We start from the raw sequence: 18885 nt of genomic DNA on the forward strand, positions 1-18885 counted from the left end.
TGATATTGAACTGTCAGATTAGTTTCTAACAATAGCTAGACTTCCATACCCAATTTTTTAAAGCCGATAACAAGCAACTTTACTGAGTTCGTCGGAATCTGCTCTAGTCGTCTGAGATAACAAAATCTTGAATTCTAAGCGAAGGCCATTTTATCGATTAAACTCGAGACCAGTGGCCGTTGAATTTAGTGGCATTGAGAATAGTGAACGATATTCAGGTGATTTTCTCACTACTCAAAGGCCATAAAGCATTAACAGTACCGATCAAGATTTTACCGGAGGGGCCAATCACTAAATGTTCAGAGGTCAATTGTACCCAGATAGGTGGCCGTTCATCTGCCATTCGAGTGGCTTCCCGACTGGAGTGGCCGGCTGACAATGCTCAGTAGCCAAATTATTCTTAGTCGGAAGTAATTTTCTTCCGGCTTAGAATAAGACTCGTATTTGAAATTGCGCAGTGATTTTCTGCGTGAGTTCAAATCGACGTCGGCTTACGTTCCAGCAATTGTCAGCCGGCCCCGGAAGTCGGAATAAGGAGATCACCGGCAGACGAACAGTAAACCAAACAATGCGCACTTTTTTATCATCATCGATACCAACTGCCAGCCAAAAAAACTCGCGACCAGCCATCCGAAATAGCTAGTCGCGAGTTTGATTTAAATCCAGTTATGACACTTATTCGTTTTTTTGCGACAAACCAATCTTAAGACTGGTCGTCGCCCAACTTAAAGAGTGGGATTTTAGGTAGCGCGTTCTCGCCAGTTTGGCGTTGCGGTTGTGGGGCTGAATTCAGCCGTTGTTCGATGCTGCGTTGACGTTCAGCTTCGACCTGAGCCGCAGTCTTCAAGTTGCGCTTCTGCCAATTCAGCAGGATCCGGTCCATGTAAGTCAGGTTGTACACTTGCCGTAATACGGCTTCACGCAATGCCAACTCGATAACGTCGGGGTCGTAATGGTCTTCATCAAACCACTTACTAATGTTTTCCATTTCGATTGGCGATAAGTCCCGCCCAAATTCAGTCTGAATCGCACGAAATACTTTCTGTCGTTTATTCTCATTAGCGGTTTGCTTTTCAGCCTGATCCGTGACAGGTTGCTTTTTAAGCGCCACGGCCAATTTGTCGTAGAGGCCGTCGAAATTATACCGGTCATGAATTTTTTGATCATCGCCAGTAATCGATTCAATCGTTAGTAACTTTTTAGCCAACATTTCATGCAAGCGCTGAAAAACGGTGTTCGTTGACTCACCTAAACTCTTGGCAATCACCGCTGCATCCGGGAATTGATTGCCTTGATCGATCAACCGTTTGAATTGTAGATAAACCAATAACTCATCATTAGTGACGCCGATCTCACGATAATGCGCCAGTAAGGCATTGGCAATCGTGGTCTGACCATCATTCACTAATGCCGCTGCTAAAGACTCCATTCAATCAACACCCTTTCACCATTAAGAGCGTGAGACCAGGTCCCACGCTCTTAATAAAAATATCAATTTATTTATTTTACGGGTAAATCCGGTTCAATAAACGTGGGAATGGAATCGTCTCCCGTACGTGGTCCTCAGCGGTAATCCACGTTAAGAAGCGTTCCAAACCAAGCCCGAAACCAGAATGAGGGACGCTCCCATACTTACGCAAGTCCAAGTACCAAGCGTAATCGTCAGGGTTCAAGCCAGCTTTCTTGATTTGGTCCAGCAGGTAGTTATAGTCCGTAGCCCGTTCAGAACCACCGATGATTTCACCATACCCTTCTGGTGCCAATAAGTCCGCACAAATCACAACGTCTTCACGCGTTGGGTGTGGCTTCATGTAGAATGGCTTGATGGCCTTTGGATAGTTTAAAACGAAGACGGGTTGGTCAAAGTGGTCTGCTAAGAAAGTTTCTTCTGGCGAGCCAAAATCAACACCCCAATCAACATCGAAGTCGTTGGCTTTCAATAATTCGATGGCTTCATCGTAACTGATCCGTGGGTAAGGCAACTTCGTGTATTTCTTCAGTGTTTCGACATCGCGACCTAAAATATCTAAGGCGTATTGACAGTGGTCGATGACACCTTGAACTAAGAAAGCAATGTAGCGTTCTTGAACTTCCAAGCTTTGTTCTTGATGCATGAAGGCCATTTCTGGTTCAATCATCCAGAACTCGATCAAATGACGACGCGTCTTAGACTTTTCAGCCCGGAAAGTTGGGCCAAACGTGAAGACCTTGCCGTAAGCTAATGCGCCAGCTTCAGCGTATAACTGACCACTTTGAGACAAGTAGGCGTCCCGGTCGAAGTATTCCGTATGGAACAGTTCAGTCGTTCCTTCTGGCGCACTCCCGGTCAAAATTGGTGGATCCATCTTGATGAAGCCTTCTTGATTGAAGAATTCATATGTGGCCCGGGTAACTTCATTACGAATGTTCATAATTGCCCATGGTCGTTTTGAACGAAGCCATAAGTGACGATGGTCTAATAAGAAATCAACCCCGTGTTCCTTAGGTGTAATTGGATATTCTTCACTCTCGCCGACCACTTCAATGTCTTCAACTTCGATTTCGTAGCCAAACTTGGAGCGGCTATCTTCATGAATCACACCCGTAATCCACATGCTAGCTTCTTGCTTGACTTCCTTAGCGAGCTCAAAAACAGCTTCGCTCACTTGGCTTTTAACGACGACCCCTTGGAAAAAGGCTGAACCATCGCGTAATTGTAAGAAGGCAATCTTCCCACTTGAACGCTTATTAGTTAGCCAAGCCCCAATCTTAACTTTTTCGTCAACATGGTCCTTAGCGTCGATAATACTGATCTGTTGCACCATTTACTTCCATCCTCCAGTTACTTTGCTTGTTCAGCAATTTTTTCTGTCATAAATTTATCTAAACGTCGATGGGCTTCGCGTAACGAATCCATGTCAGTTGCATAGCTCAATCGTAAGCAACCTGGTAACCCAAACGCTTCCCCAGGAACTAACCCGACGTGTGCTTCAAGCAGCACCGCCGTCACGAACGCGGGCGCGTCGGCATAACCGGTCAAGCGCAAGGCTTCGGTGATGTCTGGGAACAAGTAAAAGGCCCCCGCTGGCTTACCAGCTGGCATCTTGAAGCCTGGCAGACTCTCAATCAGCGGATAAAGTTCATTCAACCGCGCCTCAAACCCTTGACGCATCGTTTCGACTGAAGACTGATCACCACTGAACGCTTCGATGGCCGCATACTGCGAGACAGCCGCCGGATTGCTGGCCGCGTGTCCGAGTACGACACCCATCTTCGCCATGATTTCTTTAGGACCAGCCGCATACCCGATTCGCCAACCAGTCATTGAGTAGGCCTTGGAAACACCATTGATCAAAACAACGTGATCCATATTGGCCGCATCTAATTCTAACACGGATGTAAATTGATAACCGTTATATAATAGCTTTTCATAAATTTCGTCAGCCACGACCAAAACATCGTGTTCATTGGCCCAGTCCATGATGGCAGTCAGTTCAGCTCGGCTGAAGACTAACCCTGATGGATTTTGCGGTGAATTCAAGACCAATGCTTTGGTCTTCGCTGTCCGATGGGCTTCTAGGTCAGCGGCCGTGAACCGCAGTTGATCATCGGTCGGTACTTCAACTGGTACCCCACCAGCCAACTTAACTTGTTCCGAATAACTGACCCAGTATGGGACGGGTAATAAAACCTCGTCATCCGGATTCAAGATGACTTGGAACAGGGTGAACAACGCCATTTTGGCGCCATCTGTCACGACAATTTGACTGGGATCAAAATGATAATGATGATCCGCTTCAATTCGTTGACTAATTGCCGCCTTCAGTGCGGGTAAGCCCGTCGCTGGCGTATAGAAACTAGCTTGACCATTTTGAATACTGTCAATGGCAGCCTGCTTGATATTATCAGGGGTTTGGTAATCGGGTTCGCCGATACCCAAATTGATAACGTCGATGCCATCCGCCACCATTTGCTTGGCAGTTGCACTGATTTTTAGTGTTGCTGACGGTTGAATCTGCATTACTTTACGCGATAATTCCATGTACATCCGCACTCCTTTAACCGTTAAATATTAATAATCGATTTCAGTTGATTCCCATTCGAATACTGCAAGATTTCATAACACAAGTTCTTTTTCTGATTCAAGTAGGTAATTTCCCAGACGGTGGTGCCATCATATTCACCCAGGGTGGCCTTAATGACCTTGCTAGGATTGCGTTTCGACCAAACCTTTTTAAGCGCCTTCGTCCGTGAAATCCCAGCGGACTGTTTGACAACGGTCGTTTTATGATGCTTATTCGTGTTGATCAGCGCGTAGACTGGAACGTTCTTGCTGTTAGTCCCAGTTACAACGTAATAACTACTCGTCCCATTGTACTGTGAAAATGCCGTGGTCGTCTTTAGCTTACCTTTGCTGACCGCCAGACTATAAGCGGTCTTTTGGGCTTGATGCATTGGTCGCTGTGCCGCCCATAACGTCCCATATACGGCCACGATGATTGCCAAGATGACAACCAAGATAATCATAATGAGCCGTTCAGGGCGCCTTCTACGTTGAACTCGCATATGCTCTTCCTTTCAAAAAACAGATAAATTAATTATAGCAAATTTATCTGTTTGCGGAATGGTTTCTTACTTAGTTTTGAAAAAACTTTGAAGTTCGGCGGTAATTTCCGGAATCGTCCCGGCTGTCGGCGGTAAAGTCTTCGGCAACGCCTTAATAATCGTTTGCCCATAACGCTTGGTCATTAGCCGGTCATCTAAAATCACAGCGGCCCCGCAGTCATGGTCCGTTCGAATCAAACGACCGATGCCCTGACGTAATTTCAAGGCCGCTTTCGGCAAGGCCTCATTATAAAACGGATTGAGCTGGGCTTGCCGCAATTGCTGATAACGCGCTTTAGTCGTCGTTTGGTCGGGCGACTCAAACGGTAATTGGGTCACGATCAACAGTTCCAACTGTTCTTGCGGCAAATCGATGCCCTCCCAGAAACTGCCGGCGCCTAACAGAATCGCGTTGTCGCCTTGTGTGAACCGGCGCAGGAGTTTTTCACGGCTCCCATTGACACCCTGTGCCAAGATTTCCCGGTCACCAGGCAAATTGGTCTGGTGCAAACTATAGAAGACCGCTTCAATCATGCTGAGTGAATTGAACAGGATCAGCGTTTGTTTCGGTGTAGCCGTCACAATGTCATGAATCGCGCGTGTCAAATAGGCCACGCGTTGTTTACCACTCGGCTGTTCATTCGCCTGCGCATCAGTTGCCACTAGCAAACGAGCCTGATGGGCTAAGTCAAATGGTGTCGACAACTTGTGATGCTTGGCAGTCTCTTGGTCCAAATCCAACTGAGAATAAACGTACTGAGACTTACCGGTCGCAAACAACGTCGCCCCAGTCAACAGTGGTGCGCTGAAATAGGGATAGAGTTGCGTCTTAAAGTAGCCCTGCGTATCGATTAGACTTCCTGCCAGCGTTAAACTTCCCCGGTCGTGCCACTGATTCAAACTCACCCAAAAGACCCGTTGTTCGCGGGAGGCCGGCACTAACCAGGTTCGTAGCAAGTCATAGCCTTGGCGCAAATGTTGGAGGCGATTATCAAAATCGTCTAACACGTGTTGCTCGCTCGGTAAGACTTGCGACTGGTCATGTTGATACTGCTCATTCAATTGTTGAAATTGCAAGAAGCAGTTTTCAATCGCCGTTTGTAATTGTTTGATCAATGGATTATGGGCCGCAAAGAATTCGGTCAGCTCATCAGTCGTGATGCCGAGTTCCACGGGTTGATTGCCACCCTTTTGTGCTGGTACGAAGGCGCGTGCCAATGCCGCCTGCAGTTGTTGCAAATGCAGATCCGTATCATTGAGCGAATTGTCTAATAGTTTGAGTCGATAATCGGCTTGCGGCTGTTCGGCAAACAACGCCCGTAAGTTCAGCCGATGCTCACTATCGATGCGACTAATCAAACTATGACAGGTCGCCATGTAGCCATTGAAGTCGAATTTTTGACGTGAATCACGGACGACACCATCTGCTAAATGCTGGGCCTCATCTAAGACCAGCAATGGCCGTTCTTGCCGACTGCCGAGCTGTGCCACGTGGTGCATCAAGTAAGCATGGTTCGTGATAATGAACGTTGCTTGAGCCGTCAATTGGTCACGGAATCGTAAAAAGTCTTCCTTAAAGAACGGGTCATCCGCCTTGAGTGACGCTACCCCGTGATGGGCGATCTCACTGAAATATGGCGCCTGATAGGTACTCAAGTGCAATTCGTCGAGGTCCCCGGTCGTCGTCATCGTCAACCACACGAGCACCCGTAATTTCAACAATTGCGTCTGTTTGGAATGTTCGTGTAACGCTAATCCACGAGCAAACCGATTCAGGTCAACATAATGCTGGTTACCCTTGATGACGACTGCCGTCACTGGCTCGGGCAAAAGCTGATTTAACAGCCCGACGCCTTGATCACGCAATTGCGTCTGCAACACCGTCGTCGCCGTGCTAATCACGACTTGCTGGCCGTCCTGTGCCAAATAGGCTAATGGTAACAAGTAGCCTAAGGTTTTACCGGTCCCAGTCGGTGCTTCGATTAACAATGGCGGTTGTTCGGCCGGCTGCTTGGCATAGTGACGATAGATTTGGTTCATCATCCGTGCCTGTTGTGGTCGATAAGTTAAACGGTCACCAAATAAGTGTTGCTTCTGCGCTTTGGTCAACGGGTAGCGGGCGGCCTTGCGTCCAACGGGCTGCTGTGGCAGTCGTTGTTTTCGCAAGGCCAGCCCATTTTTGATGACTAAGCCACTCGGCAGTTGATGCGGATGCCGCTTGCCTTGTTGGAAGGCGTAGGCGAATAAGTCAGCGGTCTCGCGCGGCAATTCCGGTGTGAGTTGCACCATCTGCTGCAACGTAATCAGTGGTAACTGTGCCAAGCGCTGCTGCAATTTGATAAACAAGTGTGCCGTTGCGATCGCATCACTATCCGCAGCGTGCGGATGTTCGTGGTCGATCTTTAGTTGGTGACTCAAATCGCGCAGACGAAAACTCGGCGCGGTCGGTAATAAGATTTGACTGAGCGAAACGGTATCCACCGCCTGAATAGGTAGTTCCGGATAGCCGACTCGCTGCAGTTCTCCATTAATGAACGGCAAATCAAAATTAACGTTGTGAGCAACAAAAACGGTTCCTTGCAACAAGCTATAAATCGTCCCCGCCAAGTCATCAAACGGCGGTGCTTTGCGGACCCGTGCATTACTGATACCCGTCAAGTTCTCAATCACGGCGGGTACCGTTCTTAACGGGTTAACGTCCGCGGCAAAGGTATTAATTATTTTATTGTTTTTAACAAACGCACAACCGATCTGAATGATGCGGTCGCCGTCCTTCACACTAGTCCCGGTCGTCTCAATATCAACGACCGCATAAGTTGTGTTTGGTTTCATGGTCATTTCCCCAGATTATTGATTGTAAAGCTGTCGTGTTGCATGCTATATCCGCGGCGCACTAGCAATTTGATTAGCGCGCCACCCGGATTATTGACAGCCTTATCGCATACCATTCTAAATTATAGCATATTCATGCACTGAGCTTGACCCGGACCCCTCATCTAGGCGAAATCAGCAGGGCTAATCTCAACTGACGGATAATGACTGAGCTGGTCTAAGTCCGTATCCAGTGGGCAATGATACAATTCATAGAAGGTTTGGGGATGAGCTTGTCGCAATGTTGCTAGTTTTGACCGTGCCCGCTTTAGATCTGTTGAAACGTAGACCGCGGCAACGACCCCGACTTGCTTCGGCGTTTCTTCGACATAACCGGTCATAATCAGATAAACTTCTGTCTCTGGCATGGAATCACCCTCATTTCTAATTATTTTCTAATTCTACCATATTCACGCCTAGTCGCCACTAGTTGCCATCCTTTAATGGCCCAAACAATCGACAGGTATTGCATGCCACTTGAATTTGTTAGTTTCCAAACCAGTCCAACTTAATTTCAGCTTAAAATCCAGCCGCTAACCGTAGTTGCCGTGGCAAAATCCACGCGAATAAGGTATTATGAAGCTATTATCAATCTACTTACAGAAAGGCAGCGACACGATTGAAAAATCTAGCTACCGGTACTAGTCATGCCAAAATTATTTTAATTGGGGAGCACGGCGTCGTCTATGGACAACCCGCGATTGCCTTACCAATTTCGACGATTCAAATGCAGGCGACGATTCATCGCCGCGATGCCGCTCAGACCGTTAAAAGTCGGTACTTCAACGGCGACTTCAACATGATGTCCGCCAATTTAGGGGGTATTCAGACCCTCATCAAAACTTTGCTGGAACGCTTCGACGCGCCAGATCAAGGCTTTGATATTCATATTACAAGCGATATTCCTTCCGAACGTGGAATGGGCTCTTCAGCCGCCGCGGCAGTTGCCGTCACCCGCGCGTTCTATGATTTTTTCGAACGCCCACTCTCACACCAAACATTATTAGCAACGGCCAACATTGCCGAGAGCTATACCCACGGACAACCGAGTGGGCTCGACGTGGCGACGGCCAGCGCGAAATCACCAGTCTGGTTCGTCAAGGGACGAGAAAATTTCCCAATTCCGGTCAAACTGCCCGGATATTTAGTCATTGCGGATACTGGTATTAAGAGTCAGACCAAAATTGCCGTTGCGACCGTCCGTAACTTACTGATGATTGAGGGCGCCACGATTCAAAAAAGAATCGACCACTTGGGTGACATGACCCGCCAAGCACGAACTGCACTAGCTGATGGCAATCTGGGTACACTGGCAACAGCACTCAATGGCGCACAAGATGATTTACGGGCACTAGGTGTCAGTCATCCCGCACTTGAACAGTTGCTCGCGGTTGCCCGCCAGCACGGTGCCTTAGCTGCAAAACTCACTGGCAGTGGCCAAGGTGGCTGCTTGATCGCGCTCGCCCCTGAGGCTAGTATCGCCAACCAACTCGCGCAAGAATTAAGTGCTGCAGGGGCCACGGCAACCTGGGTCGAACCACTTTTGACTGATGATTAATTAACTTTTGGAGGAAAATTCATGGCAAAAACTGTAACCGCAAAGGCCCACACCAACATTGCGCTGGTCAAATACTGGGGCAAAAAGGATGCCGACTTGATGCTACCCCAAAACGGCAGTATCTCGCTCACATTAGACCATTTCTATACGCAAACTAGCGTGACCTTTGCCACACAACTGACTGCCGACGAAATTGAGTTCAATGGTCAGCGCCTGACCGCCAAAAAAGCGGCCCGCATCAGTCAGTTTTTGGACCTGGTTCGCCAGCAAAGCGGTCAGACAGCCTACGCCAAGGTCGTCACTGAAAATCACGTGCCGACCTCAGCGGGACTGGCTTCCTCTGCTTCTGGCTTTGCCGCCTTAGCGGGTGCGGCCAGTCGTGCAGCCGGTTTGCAACTCGACTTGACCGACTTATCACGACTCGCACGTCGGGGGTCTGGTTCAGCGACCCGCTCGATTTTTGGTGGCTTCGTCGAATGGCGCGCCGGACATGATGATGCTAGTTCTTACGCGGAAGTCTTACAGGACCCGGTGGATTGGGACATTCAGATGATTGCCGTCGTACTCAAGGCCACGCAAAAACCAATCAGTTCGACTGCCGGCATGGCACGAGTCGTTCAGACCTCCCCTTACTATCCAGCTTGGGTCCAGACCGCCGAAGCCGATTTGAAACGGATGCGACAAGCGATCGCGGCCCGCGATCTACAGCAGGTCGGACAAATCGCAGAGACCAATGCGATGCGGATGCACGCGCTTAATTTGAGTGCCGAACCCGCGTTTAACTATTTTACCGCTGAGACGTTAACCGCAATTCAGGCGGTCACCGACTTGCGTTCACAAGGGGTAAACTGTTATTATACTTTGGACGCTGGCCCGAACGTTAAAATCATTTGTGCGGGTCAGGATACTGACGTGATTAAGACAGCGTTACAACAATATTTCGAACCTGAACAACTGATTGTTGCCAAACCCGGTCCTGGAATCACGATAACAGAAAATTAATGCAGTTTAATTTAAATGGTCATGACTGGCCATGAAAGGACATGATGGCATGATAACGGTGAAAGCTCCTGGAAAACTCTACATTGCCGGCGAATACGCAGTGGTGGAAAGCGGTTATCCAGCAATTATCGTTGCGCTCGACCAGTTCGTGACCGCAACGATTTCACCTAGCGAAACGATTGGGAGTATCGTTTCAGAACAATACCAAGAAAACTCAATCGTTTGGCGACGTCAGGGCGATGCGATGGTCTTCGATAATCGCGATAACCCCTTCCATTATATTTTGGCAGCAATCAGTTACACTGAAAGCTATGCCCACGAACTAGGCCGTGACCTCGGGGTATACCACCTCGGGATCAACAGTGAACTTGATAGCGCGGATGGCAAAAAATACGGCCTTGGTTCTTCGGCTGCGGTCACCGTGGCCACCGTCAAGGCGTTATGCGAGTTTTACCACTTACCAATGGATAAGCCGAAGCTCTTCAAACTAGCGGCGATTGCCCACCTCTCTGTTCAGGGAAATGGTTCACTGGGCGATATTGCGGCGAGTGTTTACGGCGGTTGGATCGCCTACCACTCGTTTGATCGTGATTGGTTGCAGCTACAACAAGCCCAATCCAGTCTCAGCGAACTATTGGCAATGACTTGGCCAGATTTGAGCATTGAACTCTTAACACCACCTGCCGACTTGCGTTTGATGATTGGCTGGACCGGCTCGCCGGCTTCAACCTCGCGCTTAGTCGATAAGGTCGCATTGGTCAAGGCCAAACAGCGCAGTGAATACCAGACCTTCTTACAAGCCAGTAAAGCCTGTCTGAAACGCATGATCACTGGTTTTCATCACGGTGACCTGGCTGCGATTCAAACGGAATTGCGGCTCAACCGACAGTTGCTACAAAAGCTCGGTACGTTTAGTCACGTGACGATTGAAACGCCACTATTACAACGCATGATTCAATTGGCTGAAAACGCCGGCGCAGCGGCTAAAACTTCTGGTGCTGGCGGTGGGGATTGCGGCATCGTCTTGATCAATCAAGCGATCGACCCCCAACCGCTCTTAGCGGCTTGGGCCGCTGAAGGTATTGAACAACTCAATTTAAACGTTCACACGGTGCAAGACACCGTCTTACCAAATTCTTAAGCCTGTTACTGACGAGCCTGGCACACCCTGCCAGACTCGTTTTCAGATTAACCTGATATTGGAGGTGGCCTAATGCCACAAAGTCAACAATCTCATCGTAAAGACGAACACGTGTCCCTGGCCGAGAAGTACTATCATGGGGATCAACCAAATAGCTTCGACCAAGTCCGGATTCGCCACGATGCCCTACCTGAAACCGCAGTCGCCGACGTCAATTTAAGTACGACCATTGGACAGTGGCACTGGGACAGTCCGCTCTATATCGAAGCCATGACTGGCGGCTCCCCGCACACTGGCGAACTAAATGCACGGCTCGGAAAAATTGCGGCGGCTTGCGGCTTACCGATTGCGACCGGCTCGCAAAGTGTCGCCATCAAAGATCCCCAATTAGCCGGCACCTTTAGCAGTATGCGGACCAATAATCCTGATGGCTTGATTTTTGGTAACCTCGGCGCAGGTCATCCGCTGGCAGCCGCCCAAACGGCAATCAAAATGTTACAAGCTGATGCGCTCGAATTGCATCTAAACGTCGTCCAAGAAATCGTCATGCCCGAGGGAGACCGCGACTTTCAATGGCTGGCCAATATTCAAACGCTGATCCAAGCTTTATCCGTACCAGTGATCGTCAAGGAAGTCGGTTTCGGCATTTCCAAGCCAACCATGCAACAACTTTACCAGGTTGGTGTCCGCTACATCGATCTCGGTGGTCATGGTGGGACCAATTTCGTAGATATCGAAAATCGGCGTCGACCGCAGCGTGACATGGCCTATCTCCATGACTTTGGATTGACCACCGTCGAATCCTTGCTGAGTGTTCAAGGCCATCCACAAGACTTGACGATTTTTGCAGCTGGCGGCATTCGCCAGCCATTCGATGTCTTGAAGGCCCTGTTGCTGGGAGCGGATGCTGTCGGAATGGCTGGGACCGTACTCCACGCGTTGCTCCACCATACTGACGAGGAAGTGATTGCGATGCTAACTGACTGGCAAAGCCAATTAAAACGGCTCTTAGCATTGGTCGGTGCAACCTCGATTGCTGATTTACATCAGATGGGTGATAAAATCCTGCTATCACCGGAGCTTGTTAATTACAAGCAAACACTTTAAAAGCGAAAAAGTCACGACTGACAAGTCACGTATTAAGTTACGTTAGAACTTGTTAGTCGTGATTTTTGTATGTAACAACAATAATAGACTGCCGATGCATTTGCTAGTTATTATTTAGCATGAATCATGATTAAGACATGCTAATTGTGTGGCTTACTGTTCGTCAGCTGAGAGCGGCTTAGTCCGACCTCCGGGGCTGGCGGACAACGCTGGAACAGGGCGGACATCGATTTGAACTCACGCAGAAACCTACTGCGCAATTTCAAATACGAGTCTTCTTCTAGCCCGGGAAGCCCACCCGGACAAGAAGAACTTCGCCCTTGAGCATTGTCCGCCAGCCCCTCCAGTCGGGAAGCCGCTCGAATGGCGGATGAACAGCCACCTATCTGGGTACAATTGACCACTGAATATTAGGGCCTTGTTCTTCAAGCAAGCTTTGAATTGGTATCGCTGATGCTTTATGACATTTGAGTACTGAGAAGATTACTGAATATAATTCACTAATTTCAACGGACACTAGTCTTGCATTTAGTCGATAAAATTACCTTCGTTTATAATTTGAGACCTTGCTATCTCAAGCGACTAAAGAAAGTTCTGACAAACTCAGTGAAACTGCTGATTCGAAAAGTTAAAACATGGGTTAGGAAGCTTAGCTAGCATTAGAAACTAGTCTGACAGTTGAATGTCAAAATGACCTTGGACTGTGAATCAACGACTAATCCAAGAAAAAGTTGAGTTCACACATGTCTGCCTTTCGAATACAACCTCGGCTGGAAGGTATTCTGTGCAAGGCCCAGTGGTGAAATTTCACTTAGCAAGCGTCCTTTGCTTGGTTAGTGAAAGACCAGTATTTAAGACGTGATTTGTCGGCTTAAATCTGTGTCCACCACGTTCCGGCCATTGCACAGAATGCCTGGAAGTCAGTGTAGGAAGCCACCGTAAAGCAGATTTACGCTAACTCGCCTTATTTCCAGCGATTCTCAGCTGGCCGCATTTGAACTTAATAATTGGCACGATTAAATCATGACGAATTAACTAGCACCATGCGTAACCCATATGATCCATTGCGCACGCCACACATCAACACTAGTTAGCCCCCGTTCTCACCGACTCAATCTAACCGCCGCTGACTGGTTTCAACACCTAGTCCCCAGACGACGAGTCCAGCCAACAATGCGATGCCGCTGATGATCCAGAAAATCACGTTGACGCTGGTCACTTGTAGTAGCCAAGCAACGACGATTGGCATTGCAACCGTGAATAATTTTGCAGTCCCATTAGCAATGCCAGAACCACGAAAGCGGAATTTAGTCGGAAATAACTCTGAGACGTATACCGCGACGACACTTGCCATTAGAATATAGAAGCAAACGGTCAGTGCAAAGCCCACCATGACAACGCCACGGATCGCAGTTTGTTGTCCATATCCCATGCCAAGTACCGCTGTCAGTAGAAAGGCTGGCACGATGGTCCATTTGCGGCCGATACGATCGACCAAGTAAGCACCGACTGCGCAGCCGATTGGGGCGCCTAACATCATGACGGTTGATACCCCTAGGGAGCCCGCCACGTTGATGCCGCGTTTGACCAATAACGTTGGTACCCAGGAAGTAAATGTATACTGACAAATAATCGTGGCTGAAACGGCAACGATGGCGACGAATAAACTGACGCCTAGGTGCCGGCTAACTGGTGCATTGGGCCGGACTGATGTGGTTTGTGCCTCATCCGCGTCTGCACGCCTCGTTGAGACTTCCAAACGTTTGATCACTGCAGCCGCAGCGACTGGTTGGCCGTGGCTCAACAACCACCGGGGCGATTCTGGAATATCGCGGCGGAGCACCCACAAGATTGCGGCAATGATGCCAATTGCGGCAAACATTACCCGCCAACCAAAGCGCGGAATGATCATCGTGCAAGCAAGCATCGTCACTGGGGCGCCCGTGTTGGCAATCACCGACACGCTGGCACACCACCGTCCGCGCCGATGCACGGGTGCGAACTCGTTGATCATCGCATACCCGGTCACGATTTCTGAGCCTAAGCCAATACTAGCAATCAAGCGACAGCCAATCAAAACCGCCATGTTGGGTGCAAAGGCTGCTAAAAAGGTAAAGCCGCCGAATAGTAACAAATTAACTTGATATGCGACCCGGCGTCCCTTCAAATCACCGATAAAGCCAGCGGTCAATGAACCAATGAAGAGGCCCAAAAAGCCGCTCGATAGGAAGTACGAGTTGGTGGCAATCGTTGACCAGCCACTCTTCAATAACGTGCTCGCGACGGCACTTGCCATATACACATCCGCAGCATCCAAGAACATGCCACCTGCAACTAACGCAAAAATCTTATAAAACAGCGGTGACTCATGGGTCCGGTCGATTCGCTGTCGCAACTGTGTCTCTGTCTGAATTTCCATGCGCATGAACCACCCTTTCAATCATAAGTTGGAATCTTCGCTTCATAGGCCTCAATCTGGTCTTCATATCCCATCGTAATCGCAATATCGTCCAAGCCATTAATAAATTTGTGTTTCCATAACGGGTCGATTTCAAAATGAAACTGTTGATCTTGGTAGCAAACGACCTGGTTGGGTAAATCGACCGTCACTTCCGCATTCGGCGCAATTTGTGCTAATTGAAGCCGGTCTGCTTCCGGCAAAGTGATCGCCAGTACACCATTTTTGGTGCTGTTCATGTAGAAAATATCACTGTAACTGCCAGCAATGATCACTTGAAAGCCGAAGTCCTTCAGGGCCCACACCGCATGTTCACGCGAGGAGCCACAGCCAAAGTTCGCACCCGTCACGAGAATATGAGCGCCCTGCCGTTCCGGTCGGTTTAAAATAAACGCCGGGTCTGGATCGTTGGGATGGCGGTAGCGCCAGTCATAAAACAAGTGGTCGCCGTAGCCAACTTTGAGAATGTTCTTCAAAAATTGTTTTGGAATAATCTGGTCAGTATCAATATTTTCTTTCATCAATGGGATCGTCGTGCTCGTAATCGTGGTAATTGGCGTCATCTTAAAGCGCTTCCTTTCGAATATCAACAAAGTGGCCGTTAATCGCGGCATACGCCACCATCGCTGGGCTAGCTAAGTGGGTTCGCGAGCCCGCACCCTGGCGACCCTCAAAGTTCCGATTCGAGGTCGACGCACAGTGCAGACCAGCGGGAACCTGGTCCGGATTCATCCCTAAGCAGGCTGAACATCCCGGTTCACGCCACTCACAACCAGCGTCCTTAAAAATCTTATCTAAGCCAAGACGTTCAGCAGCTTCTTTGACTGCCCGAGACCCAGGAACGACCAGTGCAGTCAAACCAGGTGCAATATGATGCCCGCGTAAGACATTGGCCGCAATCTTTAAGTCTGACAGGCGACCATTGGTGCACGAACCAAAGAAGGCGTACTGAATCGGAATATCGACGGCGGCTTGACCAGGATGCAAGCCCACGTATTCGTATGCTTTTTGGTCATCCGCGTTCTTAATCGGTGGTAATTGTTGGTCAATCGGAATCGACATGCCGGGGTTCGTTCCCCAGGAGACGAATGGCGCCAAGTCACTGACATCAAAATCAATCACGCGATCAAAGGCGGCTGGGTCGTCCGTGTAATACTGCCGCCAATCGGCAATCGCTTTGGCCATGTTTTTAGGGGCATATTTCCGACCGGCGACGTAATCAAAAGTCGTTTGGTCTGGCTTAACTTGACACATTTTTGCGCCACCTTCGATCCCCATATTGCAGAGGGTCATTCGTTCGGGCATGCTCATACGTTCAATCGTGTCACCGTAAAGTTCGACCGCGTAACCCGTCCCGAATGCGACCCCTTCACGAGCGATGATGCCCATGATAATATCCTTCGCATAAACGCCGTGTCCGAGCTGGCCATGAACGTGGATTCCCATAGTCTTCGGCTTCGTTTGCCAGATGGTCTGAGTCGCGAGCACGTGTTCAACCTCGCTAGTGCCGATGCCAAACGCGATTGACCCAAAGGCACCGTGGGTCGCAGTATGTGAGTCACCACATACGATGACCATCCCAGGCTGCGTTAAGCCCAATTGTGGGCCAATCACGTGAATAATACCCTGATCCGCATCGCCCATACCCGCGAGCCGAACATGAAATTCGGCGGCATTGTGGGCCAGCGTTTCAATCTGTTTGCGTGAAATCGCGTCCTTAATATTGAAAATATCTTCGGTTGGCACGTTATGATCCATCGTCGCAAACGTCTTGTCGGTCCGGCGCACGCGGCGATGATTTTCTCGTAAGCCCTCAAAGGCTTGAGGCGACGTCACCTCGTGTAATAAATGCAAATCCACATAAATTAATTGTGGCTCACCAGCTTTACCGCTGATGACGTGACGATTCCAAAGTTTATCAAACATGGTCTGTGGCATAGACTTCCCTACTTTCTTGAATGTGATTAATAATGGCAGCGGTCACTGCGGTCGTCGTGGCTGACCCACCCAAATCAGGGGTGACGATTCCGGCTACCATCACCGCATCGATAGCTGTCGTGATCTCATTAGCTAAATCAGTCCGTTTAAATGAATGTGCGAGCATCAGGGCAACGGAGCGAATCATCGCAATCGGATTAGCGCGACTTTGCCCAGCAATATCTGGTGCTGAACCGTGAATCGGCTCATATAAGGCTGGTCCCTGACTACCCTGACTAATTGATGGGATCGTTCCTAGTGACCCGGTGATTTCAGCAGCTTCATCGCTCAAAATGTCGCCGAACAGGTTGGCCGTCAAAATCACATCGAATTGTTCCGGATGGGCAATCAGTTGCATGGCCGTCGCGTCAACGTATTTGGTATCATAAGTGACTGCTGGGAATTCAGCGGCAATTGCCGCAACGACTTGCCGCCATAGTCGACTACTAGCCAACACGTTCGCCTTATCGACTAACGTCACATGTTGGCTGCGGGTGGTCGCAAATTGAAAAGCTAAGCGCGCAATGCGGGCAATCTCTTCGCGTTGATAACGCATCGTATCAACTGCCATCTCTGAACTAAACGTCCGTGGTTGGCCAAAATAAATCCCACTCGTCAATTCTCTGAAAATAACGAAATCAACCGGGGCCGCTAACTTCAACGGTGAATAGTGCTGGTTCGCCTCAGTGATCCGTGTTGGCCGAATATTTGCAAATAAGTTTAACGCCTGACGTAAAGCGAGTAGCCCCGCTTCGGGACGCTGCGGGGCCTGGTCCCATTTTGGGCCACCGACCGCCGCTAATAACACAGCATCACTCGCTTGGCAGGTCGCCAAAGTCGTTGCGGGTAACGGCTCGCCGCACTGGTCGATTGCAATCCCACCAAAGGGGACTGCTTGTAGCTGGTATTGGAATTGATCCTGACTGACTGTCTTAAGCACCGCCAAGGCCGCGGTCATAATCTCTGGTCCGACACCGTCACCGGCTAGGACCGCAATCTGAGCAACTGAAGTTGTCGTCATTACGCCACCCCCGTTTCAAAATTGGCCATCATTGCTTTCAAATCGGCATCACAGACAATATCGACTTGCTCAGCGATCCGTTTGAATTGCGCAAACACAGCTGACATTTGTTGTGCGTCGATCTGGTAACCTAATTGCTGTAATTTGTGCATGACCGCGTGGGAGCCAGATAACTTGCCTAGTGGTAACGTTGTCTTCGGCGCCCCGACACTAGCAGGTGTCAAAATCTCATACGTCTGCGGATTTTTCAGCATGCCGTCTTGGTGAATGCCAGATTCATGTGCGAAGGCGTTGGCCCCAATTACAGCTTTATTATGCGGAATCGGCATTTCAGCGGCCTGACTGATTAATTGACTAGTCGCCCAGGTCTCGCTTAATTGAATATGGTCGTCAACCTGATAATAATCATGGCGCACGTGTAAAGCGGCTGCGACTTCTTCAAGTGCGGCATTACCGGCCCGTTCGCCAATGCCGTTGATGGTGCCCTCGATTCTGGTCGCACCGTGTGCAATCGCGGCTAAACTATTGGCGACGGCTAATCCGAGATCATCATGGCAATGAACTGAAAAAGTGACTTCATTGAAACTCGCGACGTGTTGTTGTAAGAAATCGAACAATTGACCAAACTCAACGGGATTCGTATAACCGACCGTGTCCGGAATATTGATCACTGTGGCGCCCGCATCTATGGCCGTCTGAATCGCCGTCGCTAGGAAATCTGCTTCGGTGCGCGTCGCATCCTCAGGCGAAAATTCCACGACTTCGAAAAATTGACGGGCATAGCGCACCATTTCGTCAATCGTCGCTAGCACTTGGGCCTTGGTCATATGTAATTTAGCCTCACGATGAATCGGACTCGTTGCGATAAACACGTGCACTTGTCGATGTCGAGCCGCTTGGGTCGCACTGACACAAGCATCGATGTCGCCCTGCCGTGCGCGTGCTAAACCCGTGACAGTTGTGTGTTTGACTGCCTTCGATACTTCCTGGACGGCTTCAAAATCGGCCGTAGACGCAATCGGAAAACCCGCTTCGATGCAGTCGACACCCCAGCGTTCAAGCTGCTTGGCAATTGCGACCTTCTGGGCGACACTGAAATTGACGCCAATCGTCTGCTCCCCATCTCGGAGCGTCGTATCAAAAAATTGAATCATTTTACTCATATT

General features: G+C 49.3%; 16 protein-coding genes. 4 read left to right on the forward strand and 12 right to left on the reverse strand.

Going from position 1 to position 18885, the window contains the following annotated elements; all coding sequences use genetic code 11:
* Positions 1–214: 214 nt before the first annotated feature.
* The 7 genes from KGF65_RS17230 to KGF65_RS01245 all read right to left on the reverse strand — a co-directional run bounded on the left by KGF65_RS17230 (position 215) and on the right by KGF65_RS01245 (position 7823).
* Positions 215–343: a hypothetical protein gene (locus KGF65_RS17230; protein WP_260201178.1), complete on the reverse strand. Its 129-nt coding sequence runs from the start codon at positions 341–343 to the stop codon at positions 215–217.
* 360 nt (positions 344–703) lie between these two features.
* Complete coding sequence (locus tag KGF65_RS01220; RefSeq protein WP_216748485.1) at positions 704–1429, reverse strand: DnaD domain-containing protein; 726 nt, start codon at positions 1427–1429, stop codon at positions 704–706.
* A 76-nt stretch (positions 1430–1505) separates the two neighbouring features.
* Positions 1506–2801, reverse strand: a complete 1296-nt coding sequence (gene asnS, locus KGF65_RS01225; protein WP_050338853.1) for an asparagine--tRNA ligase — start codon at positions 2799–2801, stop codon at positions 1506–1508.
* 20 nt (positions 2802–2821) lie between these two features.
* The gene (locus KGF65_RS01230) at positions 2822–4021 is read right to left on the reverse strand and encodes a pyridoxal phosphate-dependent aminotransferase (RefSeq protein WP_216748484.1); all 1200 of its coding nucleotides are present in this window, start codon (positions 4019–4021) and stop codon (positions 2822–2824) included.
* A 23-nt stretch (positions 4022–4044) separates the two neighbouring features.
* On the reverse strand, positions 4045–4545 hold the full coding sequence (locus KGF65_RS01235) for a DUF5590 domain-containing protein (protein WP_021336528.1): 501 nt from the start codon (positions 4543–4545) through the stop codon (positions 4045–4047).
* A 66-nt stretch (positions 4546–4611) separates the two neighbouring features.
* Positions 4612–7416 carry a helicase C-terminal domain-containing protein gene (locus KGF65_RS01240; RefSeq protein WP_216748483.1) on the reverse strand — a complete coding sequence of 935 codons (2805 nt, stop codon included), beginning with the start codon at positions 7414–7416 and terminating at the stop codon, positions 4612–4614.
* 164 nt (positions 7417–7580) lie between these two features.
* Positions 7581–7823: a hypothetical protein gene (locus KGF65_RS01245; RefSeq protein WP_088769542.1), complete on the reverse strand. Its 243-nt coding sequence runs from the start codon at positions 7821–7823 to the stop codon at positions 7581–7583.
* A gap of 251 nt (positions 7824–8074) precedes the next feature.
* Here KGF65_RS01245 and mvk point away from each other — a divergent pair, with 251 nt between their 5' ends.
* The 4 genes from mvk to fni all read left to right on the forward strand — a co-directional run bounded on the left by mvk (position 8075) and on the right by fni (position 12263).
* The gene (mvk, locus tag KGF65_RS01250; RefSeq protein ID WP_050338685.1) at positions 8075–9013 is read left to right on the forward strand and encodes a mevalonate kinase; all 939 of its coding nucleotides are present in this window, start codon (positions 8075–8077) and stop codon (positions 9011–9013) included.
* Positions 9014–9034: 21 nt separating this feature from the next.
* On the forward strand, positions 9035–10015 hold the full coding sequence (gene mvaD, locus KGF65_RS01255; protein ID WP_216748482.1) for a diphosphomevalonate decarboxylase: 981 nt from the start codon (positions 9035–9037) through the stop codon (positions 10013–10015).
* A 49-nt stretch (positions 10016–10064) separates the two neighbouring features.
* A complete protein-coding gene (locus KGF65_RS01260) occupies positions 10065–11156 on the forward strand; it encodes a phosphomevalonate kinase (RefSeq protein ID WP_105920975.1) in 1092 nt (363 codons plus the stop codon).
* A gap of 72 nt (positions 11157–11228) precedes the next feature.
* Positions 11229–12263 (forward strand): type 2 isopentenyl-diphosphate Delta-isomerase, encoded by a 1035-nt coding sequence (gene fni / locus KGF65_RS01265; protein WP_105924215.1) that lies wholly within the window; start codon positions 11229–11231, stop codon positions 12261–12263.
* A 1111-nt stretch (positions 12264–13374) separates the two neighbouring features.
* Here the strand turns inward: fni and KGF65_RS01270 are convergent.
* The 5 genes from KGF65_RS01270 to KGF65_RS01290 are packed head-to-tail and all read right to left on the reverse strand — an operon-like array spanning position 13375 to position 18882.
* Positions 13375–14682: an MFS transporter gene (locus KGF65_RS01270; RefSeq protein ID WP_088769546.1), complete on the reverse strand. Its 1308-nt coding sequence runs from the start codon at positions 14680–14682 to the stop codon at positions 13375–13377.
* Positions 14683–14699: 17 nt separating this feature from the next.
* Positions 14700–15284 carry a 3-isopropylmalate dehydratase small subunit gene (gene leuD / locus KGF65_RS01275; protein WP_088769547.1) on the reverse strand — a complete coding sequence of 195 codons (585 nt, stop codon included), beginning with the start codon at positions 15282–15284 and terminating at the stop codon, positions 14700–14702.
* Between the two features lies 1 nt (position 15285).
* A complete protein-coding gene (gene leuC / locus KGF65_RS01280; RefSeq protein WP_088769548.1) occupies positions 15286–16659 on the reverse strand; it encodes a 3-isopropylmalate dehydratase large subunit in 1374 nt (457 codons plus the stop codon).
* Complete coding sequence (leuB, locus tag KGF65_RS01285; RefSeq protein WP_105924214.1) at positions 16640–17719, reverse strand: 3-isopropylmalate dehydrogenase; 1080 nt, start codon at positions 17717–17719, stop codon at positions 16640–16642. Before leuB ends, leuC begins: the two co-directional genes overlap by 20 nt.
* Entirely contained in the window at positions 17719–18882 is a 1164-nt protein-coding gene (locus KGF65_RS01290; protein WP_213472345.1) for a 2-isopropylmalate synthase, read from the reverse strand. The genes leuB and KGF65_RS01290 overlap by 1 nt, the downstream gene beginning before the upstream one ends.
* Between the last annotated feature and the right edge of the window lie 3 nt (positions 18883–18885).

Source organism: Lactiplantibacillus sp. 30.2.29, from assembly GCF_018991255.1.
Lineage (GTDB): Bacteria > Bacillota > Bacilli > Lactobacillales > Lactobacillaceae > Lactiplantibacillus > Lactiplantibacillus pentosus.